General features: G+C 53.9%; 22 protein-coding genes, 1 tRNA gene and 2 riboswitches. Of the genes, 3 read left to right on the plus strand and 20 right to left on the minus strand.

Annotation, left to right across the window (positions count from 1 at the left end; translation table 11 throughout):
* Positions 1–10: 10 nt before the first annotated feature.
* From EQM14_RS04835 to EQM14_RS04845, 3 genes are read right to left on the minus strand one after another with little or no spacing between them, the layout of a single operon-like run.
* Positions 11–619 carry an SOS response-associated peptidase gene (locus tag EQM14_RS04835; protein WP_442861488.1) on the minus strand — a complete coding sequence of 203 codons (609 nt, stop codon included), beginning with the start codon at positions 617–619 and terminating at the stop codon, positions 11–13.
* A complete protein-coding gene (locus tag EQM14_RS04840; RefSeq protein WP_128741891.1) occupies positions 586–834 on the minus strand; it encodes a hypothetical protein in 249 nt (82 codons plus the stop codon). Before EQM14_RS04840 ends, EQM14_RS04835 begins: the two co-directional genes overlap by 34 nt.
* Positions 835–849: 15 nt before the next feature.
* The gene (locus EQM14_RS04845; protein WP_128741892.1) at positions 850–2088 is read right to left on the minus strand and encodes a Y-family DNA polymerase; all 1239 of its coding nucleotides are present in this window, start codon (positions 2086–2088) and stop codon (positions 850–852) included.
* A gap of 744 nt (positions 2089–2832) precedes the next feature.
* On the opposite strand from EQM14_RS04845, the gene EQM14_RS04850 reads away from it, so the two are divergent.
* Together EQM14_RS04850 and EQM14_RS04855 are read left to right on the plus strand one after the other, a co-directional pair.
* Positions 2833–3111 carry a hypothetical protein gene (locus EQM14_RS04850; RefSeq protein ID WP_128741893.1) on the plus strand — a complete coding sequence of 93 codons (279 nt, stop codon included), beginning with the start codon at positions 2833–2835 and terminating at the stop codon, positions 3109–3111.
* 292 nt (positions 3112–3403) lie between these two features.
* A complete protein-coding gene (locus EQM14_RS04855; protein WP_164918970.1) occupies positions 3404–4162 on the plus strand; it encodes a DnaJ domain-containing protein in 759 nt (252 codons plus the stop codon).
* A gap of 766 nt (positions 4163–4928) precedes the next feature.
* Here EQM14_RS04855 and EQM14_RS04860 read toward each other — a convergent pair.
* The 15 genes from EQM14_RS04860 to EQM14_RS04930 form a co-directional block, all read right to left on the minus strand.
* Positions 4929–5003 (minus strand) — tRNA-Gly (locus tag EQM14_RS04860).
* 34 nt (positions 5004–5037) lie between these two features.
* Entirely contained in the window at positions 5038–5559 is a 522-nt protein-coding gene (locus EQM14_RS04865) for a DUF4358 domain-containing protein (protein WP_128741895.1), read from the minus strand.
* Positions 5560–6149: 590 nt separating this feature from the next.
* Positions 6150–7295, minus strand: a complete 1146-nt coding sequence (locus tag EQM14_RS04870; protein WP_164918971.1) for a DUF3298 and DUF4163 domain-containing protein — start codon at positions 7293–7295, stop codon at positions 6150–6152.
* A 92-nt stretch (positions 7296–7387) separates the two neighbouring features.
* On the minus strand, positions 7388–8791 hold the full coding sequence (gene lpdA / locus EQM14_RS04875; protein WP_128741897.1) for a dihydrolipoyl dehydrogenase: 1404 nt from the start codon (positions 8789–8791) through the stop codon (positions 7388–7390).
* A gap of 56 nt (positions 8792–8847) precedes the next feature.
* Complete coding sequence (locus EQM14_RS04880) at positions 8848–9849, minus strand: lipoate--protein ligase (RefSeq protein ID WP_128741898.1); 1002 nt, start codon at positions 9847–9849, stop codon at positions 8848–8850.
* The gene (gcvPB, locus tag EQM14_RS04885) at positions 9842–11278 is read right to left on the minus strand and encodes an aminomethyl-transferring glycine dehydrogenase subunit GcvPB (RefSeq protein ID WP_128741899.1); all 1437 of its coding nucleotides are present in this window, start codon (positions 11276–11278) and stop codon (positions 9842–9844) included. Before gcvPB ends, EQM14_RS04880 begins: the two co-directional genes overlap by 8 nt.
* Complete coding sequence (gcvPA, locus tag EQM14_RS04890; protein WP_128741900.1) at positions 11262–12596, minus strand: aminomethyl-transferring glycine dehydrogenase subunit GcvPA; 1335 nt, start codon at positions 12594–12596, stop codon at positions 11262–11264. Before gcvPA ends, gcvPB begins: the two co-directional genes overlap by 17 nt.
* 3 nt (positions 12597–12599) lie before the next feature.
* The gene (gene gcvH, locus EQM14_RS04895) at positions 12600–12986 is read right to left on the minus strand and encodes a glycine cleavage system protein GcvH (protein ID WP_128741901.1); all 387 of its coding nucleotides are present in this window, start codon (positions 12984–12986) and stop codon (positions 12600–12602) included.
* Between the two features lie 91 nt (positions 12987–13077).
* Positions 13078–14163, minus strand: coding sequence for a glycine cleavage system aminomethyltransferase GcvT (gene gcvT, locus EQM14_RS04900; RefSeq protein ID WP_128741902.1), 1086 nt, complete (start codon positions 14161–14163; stop codon positions 13078–13080).
* Between the two features lie 72 nt (positions 14164–14235).
* A riboswitch (glycine riboswitch) is annotated at positions 14236–14309 on the minus strand.
* A gap of 3 nt (positions 14310–14312) precedes the next feature.
* Positions 14313–14397: riboswitch (glycine riboswitch) on the minus strand.
* A gap of 159 nt (positions 14398–14556) precedes the next feature.
* Positions 14557–15339 (minus strand): LamB/YcsF family protein, encoded by a 783-nt coding sequence (locus EQM14_RS04905; RefSeq protein ID WP_128741903.1) that lies wholly within the window; start codon positions 15337–15339, stop codon positions 14557–14559.
* A gap of 16 nt (positions 15340–15355) precedes the next feature.
* On the minus strand, positions 15356–16141 hold the full coding sequence (locus tag EQM14_RS04910; RefSeq protein WP_128741904.1) for a putative hydro-lyase: 786 nt from the start codon (positions 16139–16141) through the stop codon (positions 15356–15358).
* A 71-nt stretch (positions 16142–16212) separates the two neighbouring features.
* A complete protein-coding gene (locus tag EQM14_RS04915) occupies positions 16213–17154 on the minus strand; it encodes a biotin-dependent carboxyltransferase family protein (RefSeq protein ID WP_128741905.1) in 942 nt (313 codons plus the stop codon).
* Positions 17144–17893 carry a 5-oxoprolinase subunit PxpB gene (pxpB, locus tag EQM14_RS04920; RefSeq protein WP_243112637.1) on the minus strand — a complete coding sequence of 250 codons (750 nt, stop codon included), beginning with the start codon at positions 17891–17893 and terminating at the stop codon, positions 17144–17146. Before pxpB ends, EQM14_RS04915 begins: the two co-directional genes overlap by 11 nt.
* Positions 17893–18972 (minus strand): DUF4392 domain-containing protein, encoded by a 1080-nt coding sequence (locus EQM14_RS04925; RefSeq protein ID WP_128741906.1) that lies wholly within the window; start codon positions 18970–18972, stop codon positions 17893–17895. Before EQM14_RS04925 ends, pxpB begins: the two co-directional genes overlap by 1 nt.
* Positions 18973–18997: 25 nt before the next feature.
* A complete protein-coding gene (locus EQM14_RS04930) occupies positions 18998–19861 on the minus strand; it encodes an aminotransferase class IV (RefSeq protein WP_128744237.1) in 864 nt (287 codons plus the stop codon).
* 387 nt (positions 19862–20248) lie between these two features.
* Here EQM14_RS04930 and EQM14_RS04935 point away from each other — a divergent pair, with 387 nt between their 5' ends.
* Positions 20249–21382, plus strand: coding sequence for a GGDEF domain-containing protein (locus tag EQM14_RS04935; RefSeq protein WP_128741907.1), 1134 nt, complete (start codon positions 20249–20251; stop codon positions 21380–21382).
* Here EQM14_RS04935 and EQM14_RS04940 read toward each other — a convergent pair.
* Both EQM14_RS04940 and EQM14_RS04945 read right to left on the minus strand, forming a co-directional pair.
* On the minus strand, positions 21370–22125 hold the full coding sequence (locus EQM14_RS04940; RefSeq protein WP_128741908.1) for a protein-glutamine gamma-glutamyltransferase: 756 nt from the start codon (positions 22123–22125) through the stop codon (positions 21370–21372). The two genes, EQM14_RS04935 and EQM14_RS04940, sit on opposite strands and share 13 nt — an antisense overlap.
* Positions 22122–23111 carry a hypothetical protein gene (locus EQM14_RS04945; protein WP_128741909.1) on the minus strand — a complete coding sequence of 330 codons (990 nt, stop codon included), beginning with the start codon at positions 23109–23111 and terminating at the stop codon, positions 22122–22124. Before EQM14_RS04945 ends, EQM14_RS04940 begins: the two co-directional genes overlap by 4 nt.
* Positions 23112–23239: the final 128 nt, after the last annotated feature.

Consider the following 23239-nt stretch of genomic DNA (forward strand, 5'->3'; position numbering starts at 1 on the left):
ATTCAGTTTTTCACGCCGGTTTCTTCATTAGCTCCGGCGGCACATGGTTCAGCATCTCCATTGCGCCCTGCATGTCCTCGAGCCAGCGACTTTTCCCGTTCGCGTCCAGCACCACCGGCATACGGTCGTGGACGTCCTGCATAGAGAAATTGGCGGCAGTGGTCAGAATCACAAACCGGCGCTCTCCCTGAAATTCATTGTACAACCCAGCCATATATAGGACATCGGTACCGGGTAGGTTGAACCGGTATTTGACTTTGTTGGCGTCGTGCGACCATTCAAAAAAGCCGGTCGATGGAATTACACATCTTCGGGCGGAAAGACAGTTACGGAACATGGGACGCTCTTGTACCGTTTCCACTCGTGCGTTGATGATGACGCCCTTGTTGTAATTATGCGGAAAGCCCCAGGCAACGGCTTCCGGCGTAACGCGGTTCTGTTTTTGGATTAGAATCGGTGCCTTGTCCGTCGGGAAGATCTCTCCGGTCTTGAAGGTTTCGTTTTTTCTTTGGACTTCCTCAATGATTTCCTGGATTTCCTTTAAATCCCAATCTGCAAATAACACATATCTTCCGCACATATTTCTCACCCCACGTTTTGTTTGGCTTCGACGAACCATCGGTCCTCTTCGCGCCAAAGGTATTTTTTATGTCCCTGAATCCGGCAGGTGTAGCGCATTCCCGCGCCTCCGGCCTTGAGCGACGCGGCGGGCCGCGCATCCAGCACACGATCAATTTCATACATTTCCCCGTCTGCCCACCAGATCGCGAGGGGAACCAGCCTTCCGTCCTCATAGAAACGGGCGATCACATCGACATATCGTTTACAGGACATCCCGATTCCCTCCCGTCAAAAGTATCCGACCGGATGAATCGTGTGATCCTTTTTCGGATCGAATCCGGAGAGTTGCCGGTCCGTCAGCAAAACGGCCGGCTGTATCGCATAGGTCCCAAATCGATTTTTTAGCCAGTCTACGGTCTGATCCAGCCGTTCCCGGCGCTCTCTTTCCTTCTCGTCGCAATACAGGTTCGCCTGGGAAGGAACCGCATCCGGAACAAGGTCCGTGATGCTGATTCCGATGCTCCGGATCGGTTTATACCATCGATAATGCCGCCGAAACAGGTCCAGCCCCGCAACTGCAATCTCCGATGTAATGTTAGTATAACTGCCAAGCGTATGCTGCCGAGTAAAGCCAAAGAGCTGGTTATCTCGGACACCGATACATATTGTCCGTCCCTTGAATCCCTGCTCTCTCAGCCTTCTGGCGATACTGTCGGCCAGAACATACAGAATAATCTTGACATCCTCGTTGTTTGCCAGATCGCGCGGTGCCGTCGTGCTGTTGCCGATGGATTTGATAGTCGGCTGGTTGTCGTACTGCGCCACAGGTGACTGATCCAATCCGTTTGCAAAGGTGTACAACACTTCGCCCCATTTGCCGAACCAGCCGCGCAAAGCGCGCTCCGGCGTCCCGGCCAGGTCCCCGATGGTATGAATCCCGTACCGCTCCAGCTTCCGCTTTGTTGCGCTTCCGACGTACAGTAAATCGGAGGCGGGAAGAGGCCAGGCGATTTTCTTGTAGTCGCTCCTGCCGATCCGGGTAACGGCATCCGGTTTTTTGTAGTCGCTGCCGAGCTTTGCAAAAATCTTGTTAAATGAGACTCCAATCGAAACGGTGATCCCTAATTCATATTTGATACGTCCGCTGATCTCCCGCGCGATTTCCATTCCATCTCGCCCATTGGCGTCGCCTGTGACGTCTAACCAGCACTCATCTAAACCAAAAGGCTCGACCAAATCAGTATAATCAAGATAGATCCGCCGGGTAAGTCGGGAAAAGCGCTCGTACTTGGGGAAGTCGGGCGGCACAATGACGAGATCCGGGCACTTCTGCCGCGCTTGCCAGAGAGCTTCCCCGGTCTGAATATGATATCGCTTTGCAATCTGATTTTTCGCTAAAATGATCCCGTGCCGCTGTTCCACATCGCCGCCGACCGCAACCGGCTTGTCGCGAATTTCCAGCCGGTACAGGCATTCCACGCTCGCGTAAAAACTATTGCAATCGCTATGCAGGATTACCCGATCCATTTCATCACCACCGAACTCATGTTCTATCCTATGCAATGATATCACCGAACATGCGTTCTTTTCAATGGTAATTTGTGGCGCGTGAATAAGCCCCTTATTCTTTGGTGGGTTCCTGTTGTCTTCTCTTTACCCTCTCATCTTCCAAGAATCATATTGACGCCAAACCTCATACACGGTTACCCCGTTATTCTTAGCATAATCCCTCCAAATTTTGGTTTGTGTTGAATATCCTGCTCCGAACGGGTCCTGAATTTGCCGCAGTTGCTTATCCAACCTCTTGAGGCCGTCGGCTACCATATCCTCTCCCTCCTGAAATGTAATGTAAATACAATAATTATATTACAGAATCCGGCATGAGTACATGACAATTATCCATAATAAGCGGATCGAACATTATTTGGAACCAGAGCATATTATTTTATTGTGCTCAATCAAATCTCCTGATTATATAAAAGCTACAAGATAGGACCCTCTGAATAAATCGGCCCTGCCATCCTCCGGCGGGGCCTTGCTATATCAATCCGCTTTCCCAACGTCTTGCTTCCTCTTATATCTTCCGCGATCTCCCTGTTATAATTTATAGCCTTTTTCGATACTGAACTGCTTCAGAGCAATCCGGGTGTCCATGTCTTCAATGCGTTTTGTTTCCATACAAGCACCTCTGCGGATATTATACCACGCGAGTTTACAGGATAATAGGAACGCGATATAATAGTGGCCGTGTACGCAATTTGGAGGGAGTTTATGAAAACAATTGATTGGCATAGGCAGGGATATATCCCCATACTGATTGATTTTCAAAATGGTAACACTTTCATTGGGAGCGTGTCTGAAAAAGGCAAAAAAGAATTCCGCTACAGGCTCTCCCCGGCTGAAGAAAAAATCCGTGCCGAAGTCTGGTACGGGCCCTATTGCTATGAGAAAAGCGAAACGCTCGATCAGTCCGAATTTAGCATGGATATGGAAGGGCGAGAAAAAATGGTCGACTGGCTGAAAAGCAAGTATGAAAGTATGATAGAATAAAAATAAGGGCATCCGGAATATTAACCGGATGCCTTCGCCATGCTTGTTCAGTTGTCAAAATCAAGCTGCTTTCGTGATAATTTAACACCAACTTTGATGTAAAATTTTATTTCGCACCTGTGGAGGCCGCTGCGGGTACGTCCGTGCTGACAATTTCACCGGTTGGCATCAACGCCGCATTGCCGTTGGTCGTGACATCGGAACTGGTTCCGCTTTTCATAATATTGCCAATTATCAAATATAGTGATAAAATTGTCACAATATGCATAATAGCGAAAAGGGAGAGCTAATTATGGATTATTATGAAATCTTAGGAATTGATGAACACGCAACACAAGAACAAATAAAGGCGTCATATAGAACATTAGCAAAAAAATATCATCCAGATGTTAATGATGCACCTAATGCTGCGGCTTTTTTTAGATTGATTCAAGAAGCATATGAGACGTTAAGCAATCCGGCTCAGAGAAAAGAATATGATGAAAGCAACTTCAATACTACAAATGCTGAATATTCAGACAGTGAGGAAGATGATGACTATATAGATGAAAATTATAACGAGGATTCAGAAAATTCATATGGTGAGTCTTATTCTGAGAAACTAAAACATATTGAAGAGATGATTCATGAAGGTGGAAAAAATGTAGCAGCATACCAAACGTATGTCAAGCTAAGATTTATGCAGCATAATCTCTTTGTTAGATTGTTATTAATTTTAGTGCGAATAATTTTAGCACCGCTCATTCCAATATTGAAAATCATATTGCTAATTCTAAAATTAATGACTCAAATTTCACGCATTCTATCATGGATTATTATAATAGGGAGCGCTATTTGCATAGGCTATATTATTATTCATGATAAATTTGCTTACAAAGGAGAAGCAGTATTCTGCGCTGGTGTTTTCGTGACCGGCGTGATTGCATTTTGGCTACCCAATATTTTAGATTGGTTATCCGACAACTTTGAAGATAGAATTGATCAATTTGAAGAATTTATCTTTCAGCTCCGCATTATATTTTTTAAAAAGGTTCCCGAAATTAATGCGTAAAATGAACTTGCTTTTTTCCGAAATTTGGTATATACTTTTTGTATGTGGATAAAGAAAATAGCATCCACAGAGGACTAACCATCTTCTAAATGATTAGTCCCCATCCGCCATAAGGGTACACCAGACCCATATGACTTGTGAATGCCGATTGTACGTGGTTCATTTTACCGCGTTTTTCGGATAGATGTCAAGTCTGTACCCTTATTGGCAACTGAGGGGTGCAGACTTTCTTTTTTCTGCAACAATTCTCCCACAGGAATAAGTCCTGTGTATTCCTTATCCAACCATTTTTGGCTCCTCCGAAATTTCTGAAAAGCTTCACCGTTGGGAAACAGGGAATCCAATCAGACTTCAGGGTAAAACCGAATTAATGTTTAAGCATGGCGGTAAGGAATTGGGGTACTTTGAAAATATTTCTACCAATCGTTCTGACCGATTGGGGAAATTACAAAAACGTTTCTTGCTGGGGGCGGACACATCAGAAACCGTGAAGCCGACACAGGCGCTCTTGCGACCAACTGCATGTCGCGCGACGATCCCGGCAAGTGATAATGATACTTCTGCCTTGAACGCATCACCGCATTGGGCAGGCCCCGACGAATGAAGGGCTGGGACTGATTATCCCAATGAAGCTTTGTAATATATTTTTTATGATAGCCCCCGTTGCGATCAAACCTTCGGGGGATTTATCATAAAATCAAATGCTCACATGCTGAACACTTGATTTTATGATAACCGGGGAAGAAAATCTTCCCCGAATTATCCTTGGAGCGGGAAACGGGATTCGAACCCGCGACATTCAGCTTGGGAAGCTGACGCTCTACCACTGAACTACTCCCGCATGCGTTTAATTTTAACATATTCAGCTTCTATTTTCAAGTGCTTTTTTGATTCAGCATATCCAAAAACAATTTTTCCTCGGCCGATGCTGCGCTTCCAACCGATACTAGCACGTAACGGCCTTTATGAGAAATCAAAACATTTTTTAAAGCATTGTATTGGGTCGGATTCAGGTTTCTGAACCCAGTAGCCTTTGCGTTGATGTGAGCGTTAATGGACTGCTCCAGCTGATCGTATTTTGAAGCGTCGGTTAGCAGGAAACAGGCGAGCTCAGATGCGCTTTCAGTGGATTTGCTCATATAAAGGGAGCTTGCTTCCACAATTCCCTCCGGAATATCATAGTGCTTTGAAACCTGCCCTGCTTCCACTTTAACAAGATCCTTCGGTTCCAGGTTTTCCATGATATGCTGGGTAATCTCATCCGGCGAGTAACGCGCATAATTTTCTCGGATATGATGAATCACCAGAAAGGCGCCGATCAGTACGGCGATGGTGCAGATCAAGGTTATAATGGTAAATATCACCCATTTCTTTCCGATCTGCTCCGTCTGGTTCATTCAAGATATCTCCTTCCTTGTATTGTAATAAATACCACTGTATTTTACATTATTTTCTGAATCAAATAATTGCAATTAGGAAATTATGGGGCCGGATGAGACACATGTGGAAAGAATTTCAGAAACAAGTGCCAGTTGGTTACTTATGATTTACATAAACCCTGCCTGCGTTTTCAATAGAGGATTCGACCGGAGGCGATTCAACACTTTCCACACGGTTTTCAACCAAAACAGGTCTGTGCGGATGCCGAAACCGGCGCTTTTCAACAGAGGACGAAAATGTGTTGAAATGACCCGGTTGAAATTCAAAGCGGAGAGCTTGTTGACATAATCTGAAATTATGCGCTTTTCCCCATATTCGGACTGCTGAAAGGAATGTGCCGATCTCAAAACGATTGTCGCGGTCTGCCGCTTTCCGCCATGGGCTGCCGCCTGTGGCCCAACAGCTTTGAGGAAAATTTACAGTATAAATCAAAAACTCCCTGCGGCGGAATCGATGGACTTCCGGCATGGAGTTTTGAAATACATAATGATTCAGGGTGCACCGACGGGAAAGCATTGAAGAAAACAACGGCAAAACGCCCGCGCCCTTATGCGGCCCGGTTCAGCTTTTCATAAAGGAAATGATAGGACGGATTCAGCATGGAAGAGATGGAGCCATAGGGGATCGTGAATTCCTGGATTCCGGCGGCGTAAGGGAAATATTGATATTGCTGAAAATAGAATGCGATTCCCGCGTCGGAAAGGTAAAAATCGGGATTGCTTCCCAGTGTCTTAAACGGACTGTTTGCTATTTCGACAAGAGCCCCGGATTTTTCTCTTTCGTCGATCCCCGATCGGATTTTGGCATCAAACTCCTGTTGGTAGCCGCTCCCGTTTTTCATCAGGCTTCCCAGCGAAAGCTGTTTTCCCGTATTTAGGTCGAATGTATACGCGGTCTGAATGGTTCCGCCGTGCGCTCCGCCCTCGTATTGGTAATTGCTCAGGACGATGCTGAACAGGCCGTTCTGATTGTATTTTACCTCGTAATCGAAATAAGCGGCGCACTGCAGCGACCCGTCGTCTTCCAGACCGGAAGCCTTGCGGAGGCTGGCCGTCTGCTGCATTTCCTGCGCGTTCTGACGGCCTTGGGAAAGCGCGGCGTCGGCCGCCTGTTTCAGGGCGGTGTTGATGGCGTTCAGGCTCTGCCCGCTCCACGGGCCGGACAGGACCGGGTATTGGATCGTCGCGCTCAGCAGGCCATCGGACAGGTCGCTCCGTCTGGTCTGAACCGAAAGAATGTTTTGAATGATCCGCAGGACCGTCACGGTCTTGGCGGTTTCGTCGGTCTGCACATCCAGCCCAAGCAATTGGGACAGCAGGTCCGCGCGCATATAAAGCGTGCCGCTTAGGCGGAGACAGCCACCGCCCAACAGATCCTCCTGCGAGAGGCCTGCAACGCCGATGGTGTGTCCGTTCTGAACGACCTGATTGTCGGCCGGGTCGATTTGGATCACGTCAGATGGTCCCGTCAGACGAATGTCGCTGTCGCTGCCCGCGTTGGAAACCTGATAGCTCAGCGCCCGGCAGACCGGTTCCAGCTCCAGATAGAGAACTCCGTCGTTGACATAGGCGCCGGACGATACCGTGGACTGGCCTATTTTCAGATTCATTGTTCCGTTTGCTGCGGCGAAGCAGTTTGCCGGCGGCAAGACAAGCATTACGGCGGTCAAGGCCGCAAGCAATTTTCGCATCATATCCTGTCCTCCTAACATTTTGTAGCACATAACCTTATTCTATCAGCGGAACAAAGGCTGCGCAAGGGGAAGAGGGAAAAAGATCCATTCTGTTACCTTTTTGCGCGGGGCACCGCATGGATCGCGCCGCCAAGCGCGTCCTCGGCCGCTTCGGTTACGGCTTCCGAGAAGGTGGGGTGGGGGCGGATGACGGAAACAAGCTCCCGCGCCGTCAGGCGCTGATCGATCGCCTGCGTGAGTCCGGCGATCAAATCCGTTGCACGCCCGCACATCAGCTGCGCGCCGAGCAGCATGCCGGACTGCTTTTCAAACACCAGCTTGACGAAGCCGCGCTCCTCCCGCTCGATCAGAGATTTTCCAAGCGCGGCGGTCAGCGCCTTGCCGACGGTCACTTCCAGCCCCTGCTGCTTCGCCTCGTCCGCCGTCAGTCCGGCGCAGGCGATTTCCGGGCTGGTGTAGACGCAGGCGGGAACCGCGCGCGAACGGACTGGCTCCTCGCCCTGCGCCATGAATTCCACCGCCTCGATCCCCTGGGCGGAGGCCGCGTGAGCCAGCTGGATTCCCCCGGCGACGTCCCCGACGGCGAAGACGCCGGGCAGGCTGGTCTCATGGTGCCCGTTGGTCGCAAGGAATCCTTTTTCCATTTTGATATCGAGACCTTCGGCAAACAGTCCCGTAATGTTTGGCTTTCGTCCGACTGAAATCAGGATACAGTCGGCTTCCACGGAACGCTCCGTCCCTTTTTCCGTAAAAGTGCAGGAAAGCGGCGCTCCTTCCGTGATTTTTTCCACGAGGGAAGAAGTATGAATTTGAACCCCGCGCTTTTTCAGAATCATGGAAAGGCTTTGCGAGATTTCGCGGTCCATGGTCGGCAGGATTCGCTGCATGGCCTCGATGACCGTCACTTCGCAGCCGAGATCGGAAAAAGCGGTGGCGAATTCGGCGCCGATGACCCCGCCCCCGACGATGACGAGACGGCGGGGGAAGGCATTCAGTTCGAGCAGCCCGTCGCTGGTCACGACGCCGGGCAGGTCCGCGCCGGGGATCGGGGGAACGGCTGGGACGCAGCCGACTGCCAGCAAAATCCGTGCGGTGTGAATTTCCTGCGATCCGGATTCATCTGTCACGGCGATGACGCCGGCTTTTTGCAGCGTCCCTTTGCCTCGGTAAAGGTCGACGGCGTTTGCGTGCAGAAGCTGTTCGATTCCGCCGCGCAATTCGGCGACCACCGCGTTTTTTCGCTGCATGACGGCGCTGAAATCGAAGGAGAGACCGTCTGCGGAAAGGCCGATTTCCCCAAACCGTTTCGCTTCGCGGTACAGACCGGAAGAGTGAAGGATGCTTTTGGTTGGAATACAGCCCCGGTTCAGACAGGTTCCGCCCACTTCCCTGTTTTCGATCAGTGCGGTCGAAAGCCCGAGCTGCGAGGCGCGGATTGCGGCTTCATAACCGGCGGGACCGCCGCCGATGACCGCCAGGTCATATGCTTTCTCCATGTCTTTCTCCTCTTTCAGGATAAAACCCGCAGGTTTTTACGTGCCTGCGGGCCGTTTTAAAATTGTTGTTCATAAAGCAGCCGCTCAATATCTTGCGCATATTGCTGCCGTTCTTCGCTGTCTGCGGCAAATTCCGCCTGAAGACGTTTTGCCGCTACTTCAGAGGAAAACGGGCATCCGGTCAGGCAGGGGGCGACTCGGCGGATGAATTCCTCGTCCATCGCGTCGGAATCGACCTGTGAGGCGGCGATTAAGCCGCCGCGGACCTGAAGCCCGATCTCAACACCGCCCCAATCGAAGCGGCTGGAAAATTCGCAGTTGAACGGGATATTTTGCCCGTAGATCCAGGCCGGATCGGCAAATTTCCGGCGAAGCTCTTCCACTCGGCTTGCGTCAACCGACTCCGCTGGAAGCAGCTCCGGCTTTATCCCGTACACCCTCCCAAACGCTTCGCACAGTTCCCGCTCCATGCGATCCACCGTCAGGCCGGGGCTGAATTCGTTCAGATTCGCAATGCGCGACCGGACGGAATCGACTCCCTTTGAGCGGATTTTTTCGGCGGAGACGCTCAGGTATTTCCCCGCCTTTTCCTTATCCACGTCAATCAGGATGGTGCCGTGATGGTAAGCGCTTTGCCCGCTGAAATAGAACGCATTCCCGGAAAATTTGCGTCCGTCGACCGTGACGTCGTTGCGTCCCGATTTTTCGGCGTGAATTCCGCAGGCGGAGACGGCGTGCAGAATAACATCCAACTGGCGGGATACGTCGTAATCCGATTTGCGGACCAGAAATGTGAAATTCAGGTTGCCCAGATCGTGGAAGACCGCGCCCCCGCCGGAGAGGCGGCGGACCAGATGCCCGCCGTCGGCTTCCAGCTCTTTGACCCGGCATTCCTTCCAGCAGTTCTGGTTCCGCCCGATCACCACGGTGTTCTGATTTCGCCAAAGGTACAGGATGCAGGTCTTCTCCGGAACGGTGTCCATCAGGTATTCTTCCAAAGCGAGGTTCCGGTAGGGAATCAGATTTTCGGTCGTGCAGATCAGCGCTTTCTCAATCATATTCGTATTTCACCACGGGGTGCCTTGCGGCCTCCACCTCGTCCGGGCGGCCGATCACACGGGTCTCCGGCGCGCGGCGCATGGCTTCCGGGTCGGCGAGCGCTTTCTCGTACAGGGCCAGCAGAACTTCCGCGGCCTGGTCCAGCGTCTCTTTCGACTCCGTTTCAGTCGGCTCGATCATCAGCGCCTCATGGACGATGAGCGGGAAATACATGGTCGGCGGATGCATCTCAAGGTCCTGCATCGACTTTGCGACATCCATCGCGGTGACGCCGCAGGAATTCTTGAGGTCTTCCAGGGAAAGAACGAATTCGTGCATGCAGGGGACGTCGTAAGCCACGTGATAGCGTTTTTTCAGCAGCGCCATCAGGTAGTTGGCGTTCAGCACGGCGTTTTGAGCCACCTGCGGAAGCCCCTCTTTCCCGAGCGTCAGAAGATAGGTCAGAGCCCGGACGATAACGAGGAAGTTGCCGTAGAACGACTTTACGCTTCCGATGCTCTGCGGGCGGTCGTAGTCGAGGGCGAAGGCGCCGTCCCGCTTCACGGCGCGGGGGACGGGCAGGAACGGGACGAGCGGAGCTTTGCATCCGACCGCCGCGCCGCCGGGCCCTCCGCCGCCGTGCGGGGTGGAAAAGGTTTTGTGCAGGTTCAGATGGATGACGTCGAAACCCATGTCCCCGGGCCTTGCGATGCCGACGACCGCGTTGAGGTTCGCGCCGTCGTAGAAGCACAGACCCCCGGCCTCGTGGACGATCTTCGTAATTTCCAGGATGTTTTTATCGAACAGGCCGAGCGTGTTCGGATTCGTCAGCATCAGACCGGCCGTATCATCCCCGACGGCGCTTTTCAGCGCTTCCAGATCGACGCAGCCGTCCGGGCCGGACGGGATATTTACAATCGTGTAGCCCGCCATGGCGGCGCTGGCCGGATTCGTGCCGTGCGCGGAGTCCGGAACGATGATTTTGGTGCGTTTCCGGTCGCCGCGGGAATGATGGTATGCCTTAATCAGGAGCAGTCCGGTGTATTCGCCGTGGGCGCCCGCCGCGGGCTGGAAGACCATGCCGTCCATCCCGGTGATTTCCGTCAGCATTTGTTCGGCAAGATACAGGACCTTCAGGCACCCCTGCGCCGTATGGGCGGGCTGCAGCGGATGGATTTCCGTAAAGCCCGGCAGGGAAGCGATTTCCTCATTGATTTTCGGGTTGTATTTCATCGTGCAGGAACCGAGCGGATAGAATCCGTCGTTCACCCCAAATGAGCGCTTTGCCAGCGCGCTGTAATGCCGGCTCAGATCGTTTTCCGAGAGCTGGGGCAGGCGCGGCGGCGTTTTGCGGGCAAATTGTTCCGGCAGGGAGGCTTCGGGCACGTCGCACGCCGGGAGGATGGAACAGCCGTGTCCCGCGCGGCTTTGTTCAAAAATCAATTTCATTTGAATCCTCCTCCAGCAGACCGGCCAGCCGGTCGATCTCTTCTTTTGTGTTCAGCTCCGTCACGCACCAGAGCAGTCCGCCGTCCGGCAGCGGCAGACCGCCGAGAATGCCCTGCTGTTCCAGCATTTTAAGCGTTTTTTCCGGATTCGGGCAGCCGGTGACGAATTCGTGGAAGAATTCGGATTTGTTTTTCAACTCGAAGCCCTTGACCGCGCTGATCTTTTCGGCGGCGTAATGCGCTTTGGAATAGCACTGCCGCGCCGCGGACTGGAACCCGTCCGGGCCCATCACGCTCAGATAGACGGAGGCGGTGAGCGCGCAAAGCGCCTCGTTGGAGCAGATATTGCTCAGCGCCTTTTCGCGGCGGATGTGCTGTTCACGCGCCTGAAGCGTCAGGACGAACGCACGGTTTCCGGCGGCGTCGGAGGTCTGGCCGACGATCCGGCCGGGCAGGCGGCGCATCATCGCTTTTTTGCAGGCCATAAAGCCGAGGTACGGTCCGCCGAAGCCGAGCGGCATGCCGAGCGGCTGCCCTTCGCCGACCGCGATGTCGGCGCCGCACTCCGCCGGGGTTTTCAAAACGGCAAGGGAGACGGGATTGCAGCCCATCACGAATTTCGCGCCCGACGCGTGGGCGATTTCCCCCAGAGCCTGCGCGTCCTCGATGGTTCCGAAGTAATTCGGCTGCTGTAAAAAGAAGCAGGCAGCGGTTTTGTCCTCCGACAACAGAGTTTTCAAGGCGTCGGCATCGGTCGCGCCGTCTTTTATGGGAACAAGGCGGACTTCCGCGTTTGCGCCGAATGCGTAGGTCCGAACGGTCCGGATGGTGTCTGGATGCGTTGCGGCGGAAAGGTAGACCGTCGTTCTTCCGCGGTCGCGGCACATTGCGGCGGCTTCCGCCGCGGCGTTTGCGCCGTCATAAACCGAGGCGTTGGAAACGTCCATTCCGGTCAGTTCGCAGATCATGGTCTGGTATTCAAAGATCGACTGCAGAATTCCCTGACTGATTTCCGCTTGATAGGGGGTGTAGGCGGTCAGAAAATTTTCTTTTGCCGTAATGCGGGTGACGGCGGCGGGGATGTAATGGCGATACGCGCCCGCGCCCCGGAAGACGGTGGGGAACACCTTGTTTTCCGCAGCGATCCCGCCCATTTTGCGGCGGACCTCCAGTTCGGAAAGGCCCTGGGGCAGATCGAGCAGACGGTTCAGACGGACCGATTCTGGAATTTGGGAGAAAAGACCGTCAAACGAGTCAAACCCTGCGGAGGAAAGCATTTGGTTCTGTTCTTCCTCGGTGGATGGAATATAAGACCCCATGACTCAGTCTCCTTCTTTTCCGGACAGGAAGGTAAGATATTCGGAGGCGGATAGCAATTCTTCCGTGGCGGAGATTTCGCCGACCTGCACCATCCAGGAATCGTAGGGAGCTTTGTTCAGCTGCTCGGGTGCGTCGAGAAGTTCCTCGTTGACCGCCTGAACGGTTCCGGTCACGGGGCTGTAAACGTCGGAAACGGCTTTGACGGATTCCACGTCCGCAAACGCCGCTCCGGAATCCACAGAGTCACCCTCCTGCGGAAGGTTGATAAAAACGATATCGCCGAGTTCCTTTTGAGCGAAGTCGGTCAGGCCGATCCTGGCGCTGCCGTCCGGCTGGTGGGCGACCCATTCGTGGGATTTTGTGTATTTCAGTTCCTCTGGCAGATTCATGACTGTTCCTCCTTAAATTCAACCGTTAAAGTCTCTGGGCTTTAGAAACATAATGTAAGAAAGCTCAATGGATCATTTTGCAAACTGCTTTTCAGGATCTTTTATAAAATGGAAGAGCCGTGATCTTTGCGGCGACACAGCGGCCGCGGATTTCCAGTTCCACTTCGGCTCCAACCTTCGTTTGGGAACTGTCGACCAGGGCCATGGCGACCGCCTCTTTCAGATAAGGGCAGAAGGTGCCGGAGGTGGTTTTTCCGATTTCAGATCCATTGGTCAGCACGGGTTCGCCGCCGCGCGCGATGCCGCGCCCGGTCACCGTCAGGCCGATCCGCACACGGGAAGGGTTCATCTTTTTGGAAAGGACTTCTTTTCCGATAAAATCATGGGAGTCCATTTTGACGCCGAAGGAAAGGCCCGCCTCAAACGGATTGACGGTTTCATCCATTTCATGGCCGTAGAGAGGCATGGCCGCCTCCAGCCGGAGCGTGTCGCGCGCGCCGAGCCCGCAGGGAATCAGGCCATACTCCTTTCCGGCTTCCAGAAGAAGGTCCCAAAGCCGTTCCGCATCCTGCGGCGCGCAGTAAAATTCATAGCCGAGTTCGCCGGTGTAGCCGGTGCGGGAGACCAGACAGGAAACGCCGCCCACGGTCCCTTTTTCCACAAAAGTGTAGTATTTCTGCGGAATGGAGGATTCCTCCGCGAGCTTTTTCAGGATTTCAGGTGCCTTCGGGCCTTGCAGGGCGATCTGGGCGACGCGGTCGGAGACGTCCTCAAAGCGGACTTCTCCTGTCAGGTGGGTTCTGATCCACTCCGCGTCTTTCCTGCGGTTTGCGGCGTTGACGACCAGCAGGTACTTTGTCTCGCTGATCCGGCATACGACCAGATCGTCCACCACTCCGCCGTCCTCGTAACACATCAGGGTGTAGCGCACGCGTCCGTCGTACATGCTGGTAAAATCGTTCGTCAGCAGGTGGTGCAGGTTTGCAAGCGCATCTTTGCCCTCAAGGATGATCTCACCCATGTGGGAGATGTCGAACAGGCCGGCGGCGGTGCGGACCGCCATGTGCTCGGCGATCACGCCGGAGGGGTACTGAACGGGAAGCAGATATCCCGCGAACGGAACGATCTTTCCGCCTGCGGAGACATGTCGGCTGTAAAGAGGGGTTTTGAGTTCCATTAGTCTTCTCTTCTTTCCAAAGTGGAATCATAAAAAATACGGAGGCATACGGCAGATACTTCTGCCGTATGCCTCCGTTTCATAACCTGAAAGATTCTTCCCCAAACAGGGAATTGCCTCTTCGGTGCCCAAAGGGCTTTCCGGAGTTTCGTCGGATCCCGGTTTTTTTGCCTGAGAGTTTTTGCATTCCCCTTCGGCGCCGCCGCGGCGGGCGGTCTCTCCCGGAATCTTCAACCGAATATTCAGTTTCTGAGGGACCGAACATTTCCTTCCCTTTGAAAGCCGGTAAAATGCAGGAAGAAACGAACCCTGATTCAAACATGTTCCATTATAAAAGACCAGCGGAAAACAGTCAAGGCTTTCCAGTTAATTTACAGGAAACGGAGCAAATTTTTAACGAGGCCCTTTAAGACAGATTGTTGGAAGCGGCGTAATTTTGATTCCCTCCGCCGTAAGCGCGGAGCGGATCTTCTGTACAAAATCCAGCGCCTTGGCGTTGTCTCCGTGGACGCAGACGGAATCCGCCTGAATCGGGATCTCTTTTCCGGTGACCGCCGTCACGGTTCCCTCTTTCGCCATGCGGACCACGCGGCGGATCGCCTCGTTCTCATCCGTAATCATGGAATTCGGCTTGGTTCGGGCAACCAGAGAACCGTCCTCTTCGTAAGCGCGGTCGGCAAACACCTCGCTGGCGGCGCGCAGGCCCGTATCCTTTGCGGCGCGGATCATTTCGCTGCCGGAAAGGGCGAGCAGAATCAGGCTGCCGTCGATTTCCGCGATTCCTTCGCAGATGGCTCTGGCAAGGTCGTAGTCTTTGCCCGCCATGTTGTACAGGGCGCCGTGCGGCTTGACATGCACCAGCTTGACGCCGAAGGCCCGGCAGAAAGCATCGAGCGCGCCGATCTGGTACTGAACGTATGCCTTAGCTTCCAGCGGGGAAACCTTCATATTTCTGCGGCCAAACCCCATCAGGTCCGGAAAGCCCGGGTGAGCGCCGATGCAGACGCCGTTTTTCCCGGCCAGTTCCACGGTCTTGCGCATCACCACGGGATCGGAAGCGTGAAAACCGCAGGCGACGTTGGCGGAGGAGACAAACGGGATGACCTCTTCATCCATTCCCAGTTTGTAGGTGCCGAAGCTTTCCCCCAAATCGCAGTTCAAGTCTATTTGATTCATGCCTGTTCCCCTTTCCTCAATACTTCAGCTGTACGTTTTTCACGTCTGTAATCAGCATGTGCCCCGGCGAGTGCGTAATGGCGATCTTGGGTTTCACATTCATGATGACCGACTGGGGCGTGACGCCGCAGGGCCAGAACACGGGCACTTCGCCGTCGCGGATGGTGACGCTGTCGCCGAAATCCGGATGATGGATATCCCGGATTCCGATCGCTTCCGGGGAACCGATGTGAATCGGCGCGCCGTGGACGCGGGGCATTCCGCCTGTGATCAGCACGGCGCGGACCACCTGGCCGTGGGGAAGGGGGCGCATGGACACAACCATCTTCCCGCTGAAAATCCCCGCGGGTTCGCAGTCGATGTTGGTGAGGTACATCGGCACGTTGCGGTTTTCCTCAATATGCCTTACCGTAACGCCGGACTCCAACAGTTCCGATTCAAACGAGAAGCTGCACCCGATCAAAAAGCTGACGAAATCGTCGCGCCAGAGATGGGAAACGTCGGTACATTCCTCCACCATCGTGCCGTTTTCATAGACGCGGTATTTTGGAATGTCCGTGGCGATATCCGAATTTTTCGCAATGGTGTGCAGTTCCCGGCTGCCCACATCGGAGACTTCCAGCAGCGGGCAGGATTTCGGGTTCCTCTGGCAAAACAGCAGAAAGTCATAAGCCAGCTCTTTTGGAAGAACGGCGAGGTTCGCCTGCGCGTACCCGGCGCACAGGCCGGCGGTCGGGCCGGTGATTTCCCCCTTGCGGATCAATTTCCGAACCTCGGAAGGTGCCATCGTTGTAAGATCCATTCAATCGACCTCCGTTTCCGCTGCCGGACGCGCCGTCCGAAGGGCGGCGCGGCAGCTGCTTTGATAAGATGTTATTCGTTGAGATACCGGTTCAGCTTCCGGAGCTTTTTAGCCTCTTTCCGCAGGAGCTTTTGGGCATCCGCGACGGAAATCCGTTCAAACCGCACGGAATCGCCTGGCTTGCACTGAGCCAGCAGCGGAAGATCGACAGAAGCCACGGTTCCGATTTTTGTGTATCCGCCCGTTGTCTGGTGGTCGGCCAGCATGATGATCGGCTTGCCGCTTGACGGAATCTGGACCGCCCCGTCGGGGATTCCGTCGGAAATAATATCGGCCTTCTCTCTGCATTCGACCGTCGGCCCTTCCAAGGCGCAGCCCATTCGGTCAAAGCGGGGGGTCACCTCATAGGATTCCCCAAAAAAGGTGCGGATTCCGCCCTCGGTGAACGCGTCTTCCTGCGGGCCTAAAATCACGCGAAGGCTGACTTCTCCACCGAAAGTGGGAGATTCCAGCGTGCGGAGAGGAAAAAACGGAAGCTCCTTTTTGGGAGACGCAAAGCCGATCGTGTCGCCCGCCAGCAGTTTGCGGCCCTGATATCCGCCGAAGCCGCATTTCAAATTGGTTGATTTGCTGTCCATAACAGCCGGAAGGCCGAGTCCCCCGGCAAACGCCAGATAAGCGCGGCAGCCGCTTTTCGCCTGACCGAAGGAAAGAATGTCTCCGGCCTTGACCGGGTGGGCCGCATAGCGGGCAATCGGTTTTCCGTTCAGGGCGGGGGAGAGGTCTCCGCCGGTGACCGCGATGAAGTTATCCGCGGTAAACCGCAGTTCCGGACCCGTGAAAGTCAGCTCCAAGAGGGCTTCTGCGGCGGGATTGCAGACCAGAAGATTTGCGAGAGTCATTGCTCTGCGGTCCAGCGCCCCGGAAGGAGAGATGCCGAGCTTTTGATACCCGGTGCGCCCAAAATCCTGTACCGTTGTCAAAAGACCCGGCTTCAGAACTTCAAATCCCATTGCCGGTTCCCCCTTCCCGAACGGTACACGGATAGGTTCCCTGATCCGCAAGAGCCTGAATTTTTCTGTATTCCTCCGCCGAAACGGGGACGAAACGGATTCGGTCCCCCGCGCGGTACAGAATCGGGTCTTCCCGGTCCGGGTCATAGGGCCTGACCGGCGTGCTGCCGATCAGCCGCCAGCCGCCGGGGGAGGCGATCGGGTAGATTCCGGTCTGTTCGCCGCCGATGGCGACCGAGCCGGCCGGGATCTTGACGCGCGGCGTTTTCAGGCGGGGAGTCGCAATCCTCGAATCCATGCCGCCCAGATACGCGAAACCGGGCAGAAAGCCCAGCATGTAAATCAGGTAATCCTTTGAGGAGTGGATCCGGACGACTTCTTCTTCCGAAAGCCCCGCGTGAGCCGCCACGTCCGGCAGGTCCTCCCCGAATTCCCCACCGTAGCAGACGGGAATTTCGACGATCCGGCCCGCGCCGGAGGAGGCGGCGCCGAGCCGCTCCGCCAGCCGTGACACCCTGCGCTTCAAGGCCGCATACCGGATGGCGCACGGGTCGTAGCAGATCAGCAAAGAACGGTAAGTCGGGATGGTTTCGGTAATGCCGACAATGCCTTCCTTTTGAATGGCGTTGTCCAGCGCGAGGACCTTGCCGTTGATCTCCTCGCTGATTTCATTGCCGAATTCTACCGTCAGGGCGCTGTCGCCCGCGGTCAGGATTCTCGCCTGAGGCACTTTCGTCATCACTCCTTATGCTGAAAAAATCCAAGTTCCAATACTTTTTGAAACCAGGTTCTGCCCGGTTCGTAATTTGCGTAGTCCAAAGCGTATGTGACACATTCGCGCATCAGTTCCAGAATCAGCACGTTCATTTTCAGACCGAAGCCGTCCACCGCCGGGGTCAGGGAACCGTCCATGTTGACCATTCCGCACCGGGAGGCGGTTTTAATGACTTCTGCAAGCAGTTCTCCGTCGTGCAGAATTTCCGGGTCCTTTTTCAGGAATGCGAGCGCCGCAATCATTCCGTCGCTGCCCCAGTTGGAAACGGTTGCGGTCAGGACGGTTTCCGCTCTGGTTGCAACGGCGATTCCGCAGCCGCAGCCGCAGGAGCAAGCTCCCGGCGCGGCGTAGGGGATATAGCGGTTTAAATGGCCGCCGAGCGTACCGAGGCCCATTTCATTGCCCAAATCTCCGATAGAGATGGTAGGGACTCCCTTTTCCTGAAGTCTTTCAAACAGAATGTCCGCTTTGGCTTCCAGAGCGGTAACGCTTTTGCCGACGGCGTTATGATATTCGCCTTTCGCGTTTGCGCCCGGAAATTCAATGGTGACCGCAACGGAGGGGAGACCCTGTGCGATAATTTCTTCCGCGCGCGCTGCAGCTTTTTCCGCGTCCTTTGGAAAAGTCAGACATGCCATGGAGAAGGGAAAACGCTTGGCTTCCTTCACTGATTCGTACAGATGGAGTCCGATCAGCGGAGCGATTCCCCTGACCGCCGGTACGTTTTCTTCCGGGCAGACGAGGACCGGCACTGCGCGAAACGCCTTTTGAACCGCCCTTGCAAACAGCATGGCGCCGATAATTCCGTCCGTTTCCGCGCAGAGAGAAGGAGTCAGGACAAAACCGGTCAGGATTAAAACTTCGTCGCCTTCCCTGACGGTTTCCATCAGCTTTTTTGCCGCGTGGATCGTAAGCGGTTCGCCGGCCAGCTTCCGCGATCCTTCGTAAAGAATCCGGCAGACCCCGTATCCGCGGGGGTCCAGATTCATCAGGTCGTCGAGATTCTGTCCGACGTTCAGTTCGGTCAATGCTTCCTGATCCATTTCAGTCGTGACAATCCTTTCGCCGTTATTTTGCATAGTCCGCGAATTTCGATTTCGTGTAATCCTCAAACCGTTTCACAGCGGCGTTCTGCAGCTTTTTCAGCAGTTCGGGAGCTTTGCCGCCCACCTTTTTGCCGTCGATCTCAACAGCGGCGTTGCACAGGGTGCCGGAGCTGTGGACAATGACCTCGTCGGCATCCATCAGTTCCGTTACGGTGAACGGCTTTTCGCAGACTTTCAGACCGGCCTCTTCGGCGAGCGCGACCAGATGCTTTCTGGCGGTGCCGGGAAGGATCAGGTTGTTCAGCGGCGCGGTGCGGAAAGTGCCGTCCTTGATAATGGAAACATTGCTGTGCGCGCATTCGGTGACTGTTTCGCCGCGGTGGAACACCGCTTCCTGGCAGCCGGCTTCCTTGGCGCGCTGAGCCGCCATCACGCTCGGAATCAGGTTCAGCGTCTTGATATCGCAGTGCAGGAACCGCGTGTCTTCCACTGTAATCAGCTTCAGGGTCCTGTCGATCGGCGTCAGCGGAATCGGCCGGATCGCAACCAAAAGATTTGCCGGGCCCTCCGAAAAAGCATGGTTGCGCATCCCGGTTCCGCGGGTGGTCTGCCAGTAGACCATCAGGCTTTCGGAATTATCCACCTGCTCCACCAGCTCCTGCAGGGTCTTCGCAAGTTCTTCCTTCGACATGGCAAATGGGATTTCCAGTTTGGAAAAACTGCGGTAAAAACGTGCAATATGGTCTTCCAGCGCATAAATAATATGATTTACCGCATAAGTTGCGTCGTACACTCCGTCGCCGAAATAGACCGCGCGGTCGTTCATGGGGATGGTCATTTCCTCAATCGGGCCGGTTTTTCCATTGTAATACCCAATGTTTTTCATCATGCTGCAGGTACCTCCACAAACTGTTATTTCCGGCTGCGGATTGGGCCGCTAATGCGCTAAAGCGGTGCGCTTCAAAAAAGAAAGAAGCCACTTAACCTAAACAGCGAGTTAAATGACTTCTGAATCATCACTATATGGTTGATTGCCATGCCACCATTGGCGTACGGCTTCCATAATATTTTAAATTTTGCGCAGCAGGCCGAATTCCGCATTTACCGGCTGTAATCTTTCCTTATTCTATTCTTCGATATAGATTTTGTCAACCTTTTTTTCGGGGATGGGGGTGCGAAGCCTTTACGGCGGATTGGTTCAATATTATAATTATCAGTAACAGCACGCAGCAAACCGTGAATCGTGCCTTACTTGGGACAGGATGTGTCAAAAATGAAAAAAACCGCATTTGGACACGTCAGGCTGTTATCCGCGGACCATAACGGCAAATCGGAGCGCGGTCAGGCGTATTTTAATTATCAGCTTTTGTCCTGCCGCCGGTATATGAATAAGATCTGCCTTGCGGTTGGAATATTCAATGAGCTTTTGTTGATCCCCGATCTCCTTTTTATTGCCAGCGGAACCGGCAGAACGCTCATCGTTTTATTCCGCACTGTTTTTACCGCCCTTCTTATCCTGTTTTCCATGTATTATTCCGGCAACAGGGGGTTCCGGTCCTTTTACCGCATGACGACAGCCGCCGAACTGCTCGCGGTTGCGCTTTTTCTGTTTGTGATGGTTCAATACGATCCTCCGGACTTTATGATTCAGGCGTCGGGGCTGTACATTATCGTACTGGCGGTTTTTCTTTTTCCAAACCGATACCGGAACATGCTTTTGGTATCGGTCTTGGGGATCTCCGGCTTCCTGTTTTTTTCCTGGAGGAAACTTGGCCGGCTGGACCCGAACGAAATGACGGCCAGCATCATCTATTTTTCGGCCACCGTTCTGATCTGCTCCATTTTTGCGCTCGGCCGCAACAAGCAGCAATACAGGGAATTCCTTACAAAGACCCGGTTGCTCGAAATGAGCTATACCGATCAGCTGACTAAAGCCTCCAGCCGCAACAGGCTTTTTTCGGAGTTCGCGAGATGGCAAAAAATCTGCCGCAGGCAGCGGGAACCGCTTTCCCTCTCCCTGTTCGACATCGACCAGTTCAAATCCGTCAACGATCGGTTCGGGCATACGGTTGCCGACCATGTCCTTGTCGAACTGGCCGGCATGATCCGGGCGATCTTGCCCGATTCAAATTTATTGGTCCGTTGGGGAGGAGACGAGTTTGTGGTCCTGCTGCCCGCAACGAGCCTGGAAGAGGCTGTGCGGATTCTTGAAACGGTCCGTTCCGCGGTTGAAAAGAAGTGTTTCACCCGGGAAATAAAAATCACGTGCAGCTTTGGCGTCGCGCAGATGGAGGAGAACTCCACGCTGGATTCCCTGATTCATGAAGCGGACGACAGGATGTATGAGGGAAAAAAGCGGGGAGGGAACCGGGTGGAGTATGGTGAGAAGCGCGCTCAGCGGTTCTGAGAGACCTTAAACAGGTTTTTGTAGTTCGGGCGGCCTGCGGAATCCATCAGATAGGCGGATTCATCCGCGTCCTCAATTCTGTTTCCGTTCAGGGACCGAATGATGAAATCCGCGTCGTGGATTCCGATGCCGTGTCCGTAGTACAGCTTTCCGTTCAGATCGATGACGTTTTCCCCCTGCCATTCCGGCGTCAGCGGGTCGACGTCCGGGTTTGCAAAGTAGCGGCGGTCGCCGGGAAGATAGAATGGATATTTTTTCATCAGGCCGATTTCGCGGAGAAGCCAGTCGAGGTGGTGCCAGTTCATCAGTTCGATCTTCGGAAAGACCCGGTCGAACGTTTCGGGTCCCCAAACGGCGAGAAGTGCGCGGTAGTAGACGATGACCATGGCGGTCGCGCATTCCGTCGCGTACTTGCGCCCGTGCTCAAAAATATCCTGAATCGCCTCGCTGGGCTTGGCGCCGCTTTTCAGCCGGAATCCGCCTTCCGCCGTGCGGTCCCAGAAGTTCGGGTTGCATCTGGATTTCCTGAAAATCGCGAAATCCATGCCGCTGCGGTCCAATTCTCTGGCGGCGGCTACGGTCTGGCTGCGCACGTGCAGTTCAAACAACAATTGCTCCCGGGAGTCGTAATCGAGCTTCTCGCTTGAGGAAGCAAGCTGCGTGAGAACTGAGCTTTCCACACTGCCCTGTGCAACGCCGGGAATTGACTCCGGCTCAATCTTGTCGCCCGCGATGAAAATCATACCAAACGCCTCCCCGTCCCGCCTTTTGCGACGCGAATCTGTTCGGAAACCGGAGAATGAATCCACTGGTTCCAGAGTTCCGGATTGCGCGCGTGAAGCTTTCCGGAATAATCGGAGAGGACGGCTTTTTCATTTTCTTCCGCCTGCGCGAAGCAGCTCAGGGATTCCTCTTCCTCCTGGGTCAGGGGATCGACCGGCGTTCGTTTGCGCGGGGAAATCTGTTTTCCGAGATATTTCGCTTCGCGGTCAAGACTGCAGATTTCCGGCTGGTTGGAGCTTTGCAGGCTTTCTCCCGTATAATAAAGGTAGGCGCTGTTTTCCTGAAGCCAGCTCATGAAATTCCGGTACTGTTCCTCCCGTTTGCGCACGTCGCCGCCTTCCGGAAGATGCAGCAGCAGATGGGCAAGTTCCCTGTCCCTCGTATTGGAAGATCGCAGATACGGGGCGATGTACCGAAGGGAACCAGGGTCGTGAATCTGGAAAAAGGCCCAGATCAGATCGTGGAGATACCCTTTTTTCCGATTGCGGCGGAAGATCAGTTCCGTAAGTCCGGACAGAATATTTTTTTCGCGGTATCTGCGCGTCAGCACGCCGGCACACAGATCCAGAATTTCATCGTACTCGTTGCTCAGGCCGTCGTCGCGAGCCCCTGTCTGGAAAATCCATTGAAAAGCGTTGCGGACATTTTCATCCGAATAGGGGATCCCGCCGCCTGGCAGAGATTTTTTTTCTTCCAGCACTTTGTTGCAAATCTGCAGCGCGGCTTGCATTTTTCCGCTGAGTTTGGGTTCCAGCCCGGCCTCTTCGATTTGGGGCTTGAGCGCGAACAGGGTTGCAAAGCGCAGTCCTCCGCCGTTCAGCAGCTTTGCCGCGCCTTCCTTCTGCTGCCGGATGATTTCCTGAAAGCGCCTCTGGCAGGCGCCGGTACCGCGGACGCGCCGGATCTGCTCCAGCGTTCCGGCGGTTAAACGGGGATCGGTATACATACGGATTCCTTCTTTCGCCGATCGTTTTTGTGTCTAATCCATTTTATCAAAAAAATGGATTTTGTTTCCTTCCGGCAGGGACAGAAAAAAGGAACCGCCGTCCGGGGAGTTTCCGGATGGCGGTAGTG

The organism is Caproiciproducens sp. NJN-50, assembly GCF_004103755.1.
Taxonomy (GTDB): domain Bacteria; phylum Bacillota; class Clostridia; order Oscillospirales; family Acutalibacteraceae; genus Caproicibacter.

Coding starts and splice junctions, on each gene's coding strand:
- EQM14_RS04850 (WP_128741893.1), top strand. CDS start 2,833: ATGAAAACAATTGATTGGCATAGGCAGGGATATATCCCCATACTGATT.
- EQM14_RS04840 (WP_128741891.1), bottom strand. CDS start 834: ATGTCCTGTAAACGATATGTCGATGTGATCGCCCGTTTCTATGAGGAC.
- EQM14_RS04945 (WP_128741909.1), bottom strand. CDS start 23,111: ATGTATACCGATCCCCGTTTAACCGCCGGAACGCTGGAGCAGATCCGG.
- EQM14_RS04865 (WP_128741895.1), bottom strand. CDS start 5,559: ATGAACCAGACGGAGCAGATCGGAAAGAAATGGGTGATATTTACCATT.
- EQM14_RS04845 (WP_128741892.1), bottom strand. CDS start 2,088: ATGGATCGGGTAATCCTGCATAGCGATTGCAATAGTTTTTACGCGAGC.
- gcvPA (WP_128741900.1), bottom strand. CDS start 12,596: ATGGGGTCTTATATTCCATCCACCGAGGAAGAACAGAACCAAATGCTT.
- gcvPB (WP_128741899.1), bottom strand. CDS start 11,278: ATGAAATTGATTTTTGAACAAAGCCGCGCGGGACACGGCTGTTCCATC.
- gcvT (WP_128741902.1), bottom strand. CDS start 14,163: ATGGAACTCAAAACCCCTCTTTACAGCCGACATGTCTCCGCAGGCGGA.
- EQM14_RS04855 (WP_164918970.1), top strand. CDS start 3,404: ATGGATTATTATGAAATCTTAGGAATTGATGAACACGCAACACAAGAA.
- pxpB (WP_243112637.1), bottom strand. CDS start 17,893: ATGACGAAAGTGCCTCAGGCGAGAATCCTGACCGCGGGCGACAGCGCC.
- EQM14_RS04940 (WP_128741908.1), bottom strand. CDS start 22,125: ATGATTTTCATCGCGGGCGACAAGATTGAGCCGGAGTCAATTCCCGGC.
- EQM14_RS04905 (WP_128741903.1), bottom strand. CDS start 15,339: ATGAATCAAATAGACTTGAACTGCGATTTGGGGGAAAGCTTCGGCACC.
- EQM14_RS04870 (WP_164918971.1), bottom strand. CDS start 7,295: ATGATGCGAAAATTGCTTGCGGCCTTGACCGCCGTAATGCTTGTCTTG.
- EQM14_RS04880 (WP_128741898.1), bottom strand. CDS start 9,849: ATGATTGAGAAAGCGCTGATCTGCACGACCGAAAATCTGATTCCCTAC.
- lpdA (WP_128741897.1), bottom strand. CDS start 8,791: ATGGAGAAAGCATATGACCTGGCGGTCATCGGCGGCGGTCCCGCCGGT.
- EQM14_RS04910 (WP_128741904.1), bottom strand. CDS start 16,141: ATGGATCTTACAACGATGGCACCTTCCGAGGTTCGGAAATTGATCCGC.
- EQM14_RS04930 (WP_128744237.1), bottom strand. CDS start 19,861: ATGAAAAACATTGGGTATTACAATGGAAAAACCGGCCCGATTGAGGAA.
- EQM14_RS04935 (WP_128741907.1), top strand. CDS start 20,249: ATGAAAAAAACCGCATTTGGACACGTCAGGCTGTTATCCGCGGACCAT.
- EQM14_RS04925 (WP_128741906.1), bottom strand. CDS start 18,972: ATGGATCAGGAAGCATTGACCGAACTGAACGTCGGACAGAATCTCGAC.
- EQM14_RS04915 (WP_128741905.1), bottom strand. CDS start 17,154: ATGGGATTTGAAGTTCTGAAGCCGGGTCTTTTGACAACGGTACAGGAT.
- EQM14_RS04835 (WP_442861488.1), bottom strand. CDS start 619: ATGGTTCGTCGAAGCCAAACAAAACGTGGGGTGAGAAATATGTGCGGA.
- gcvH (WP_128741901.1), bottom strand. CDS start 12,986: ATGAATCTGCCAGAGGAACTGAAATACACAAAATCCCACGAATGGGTC.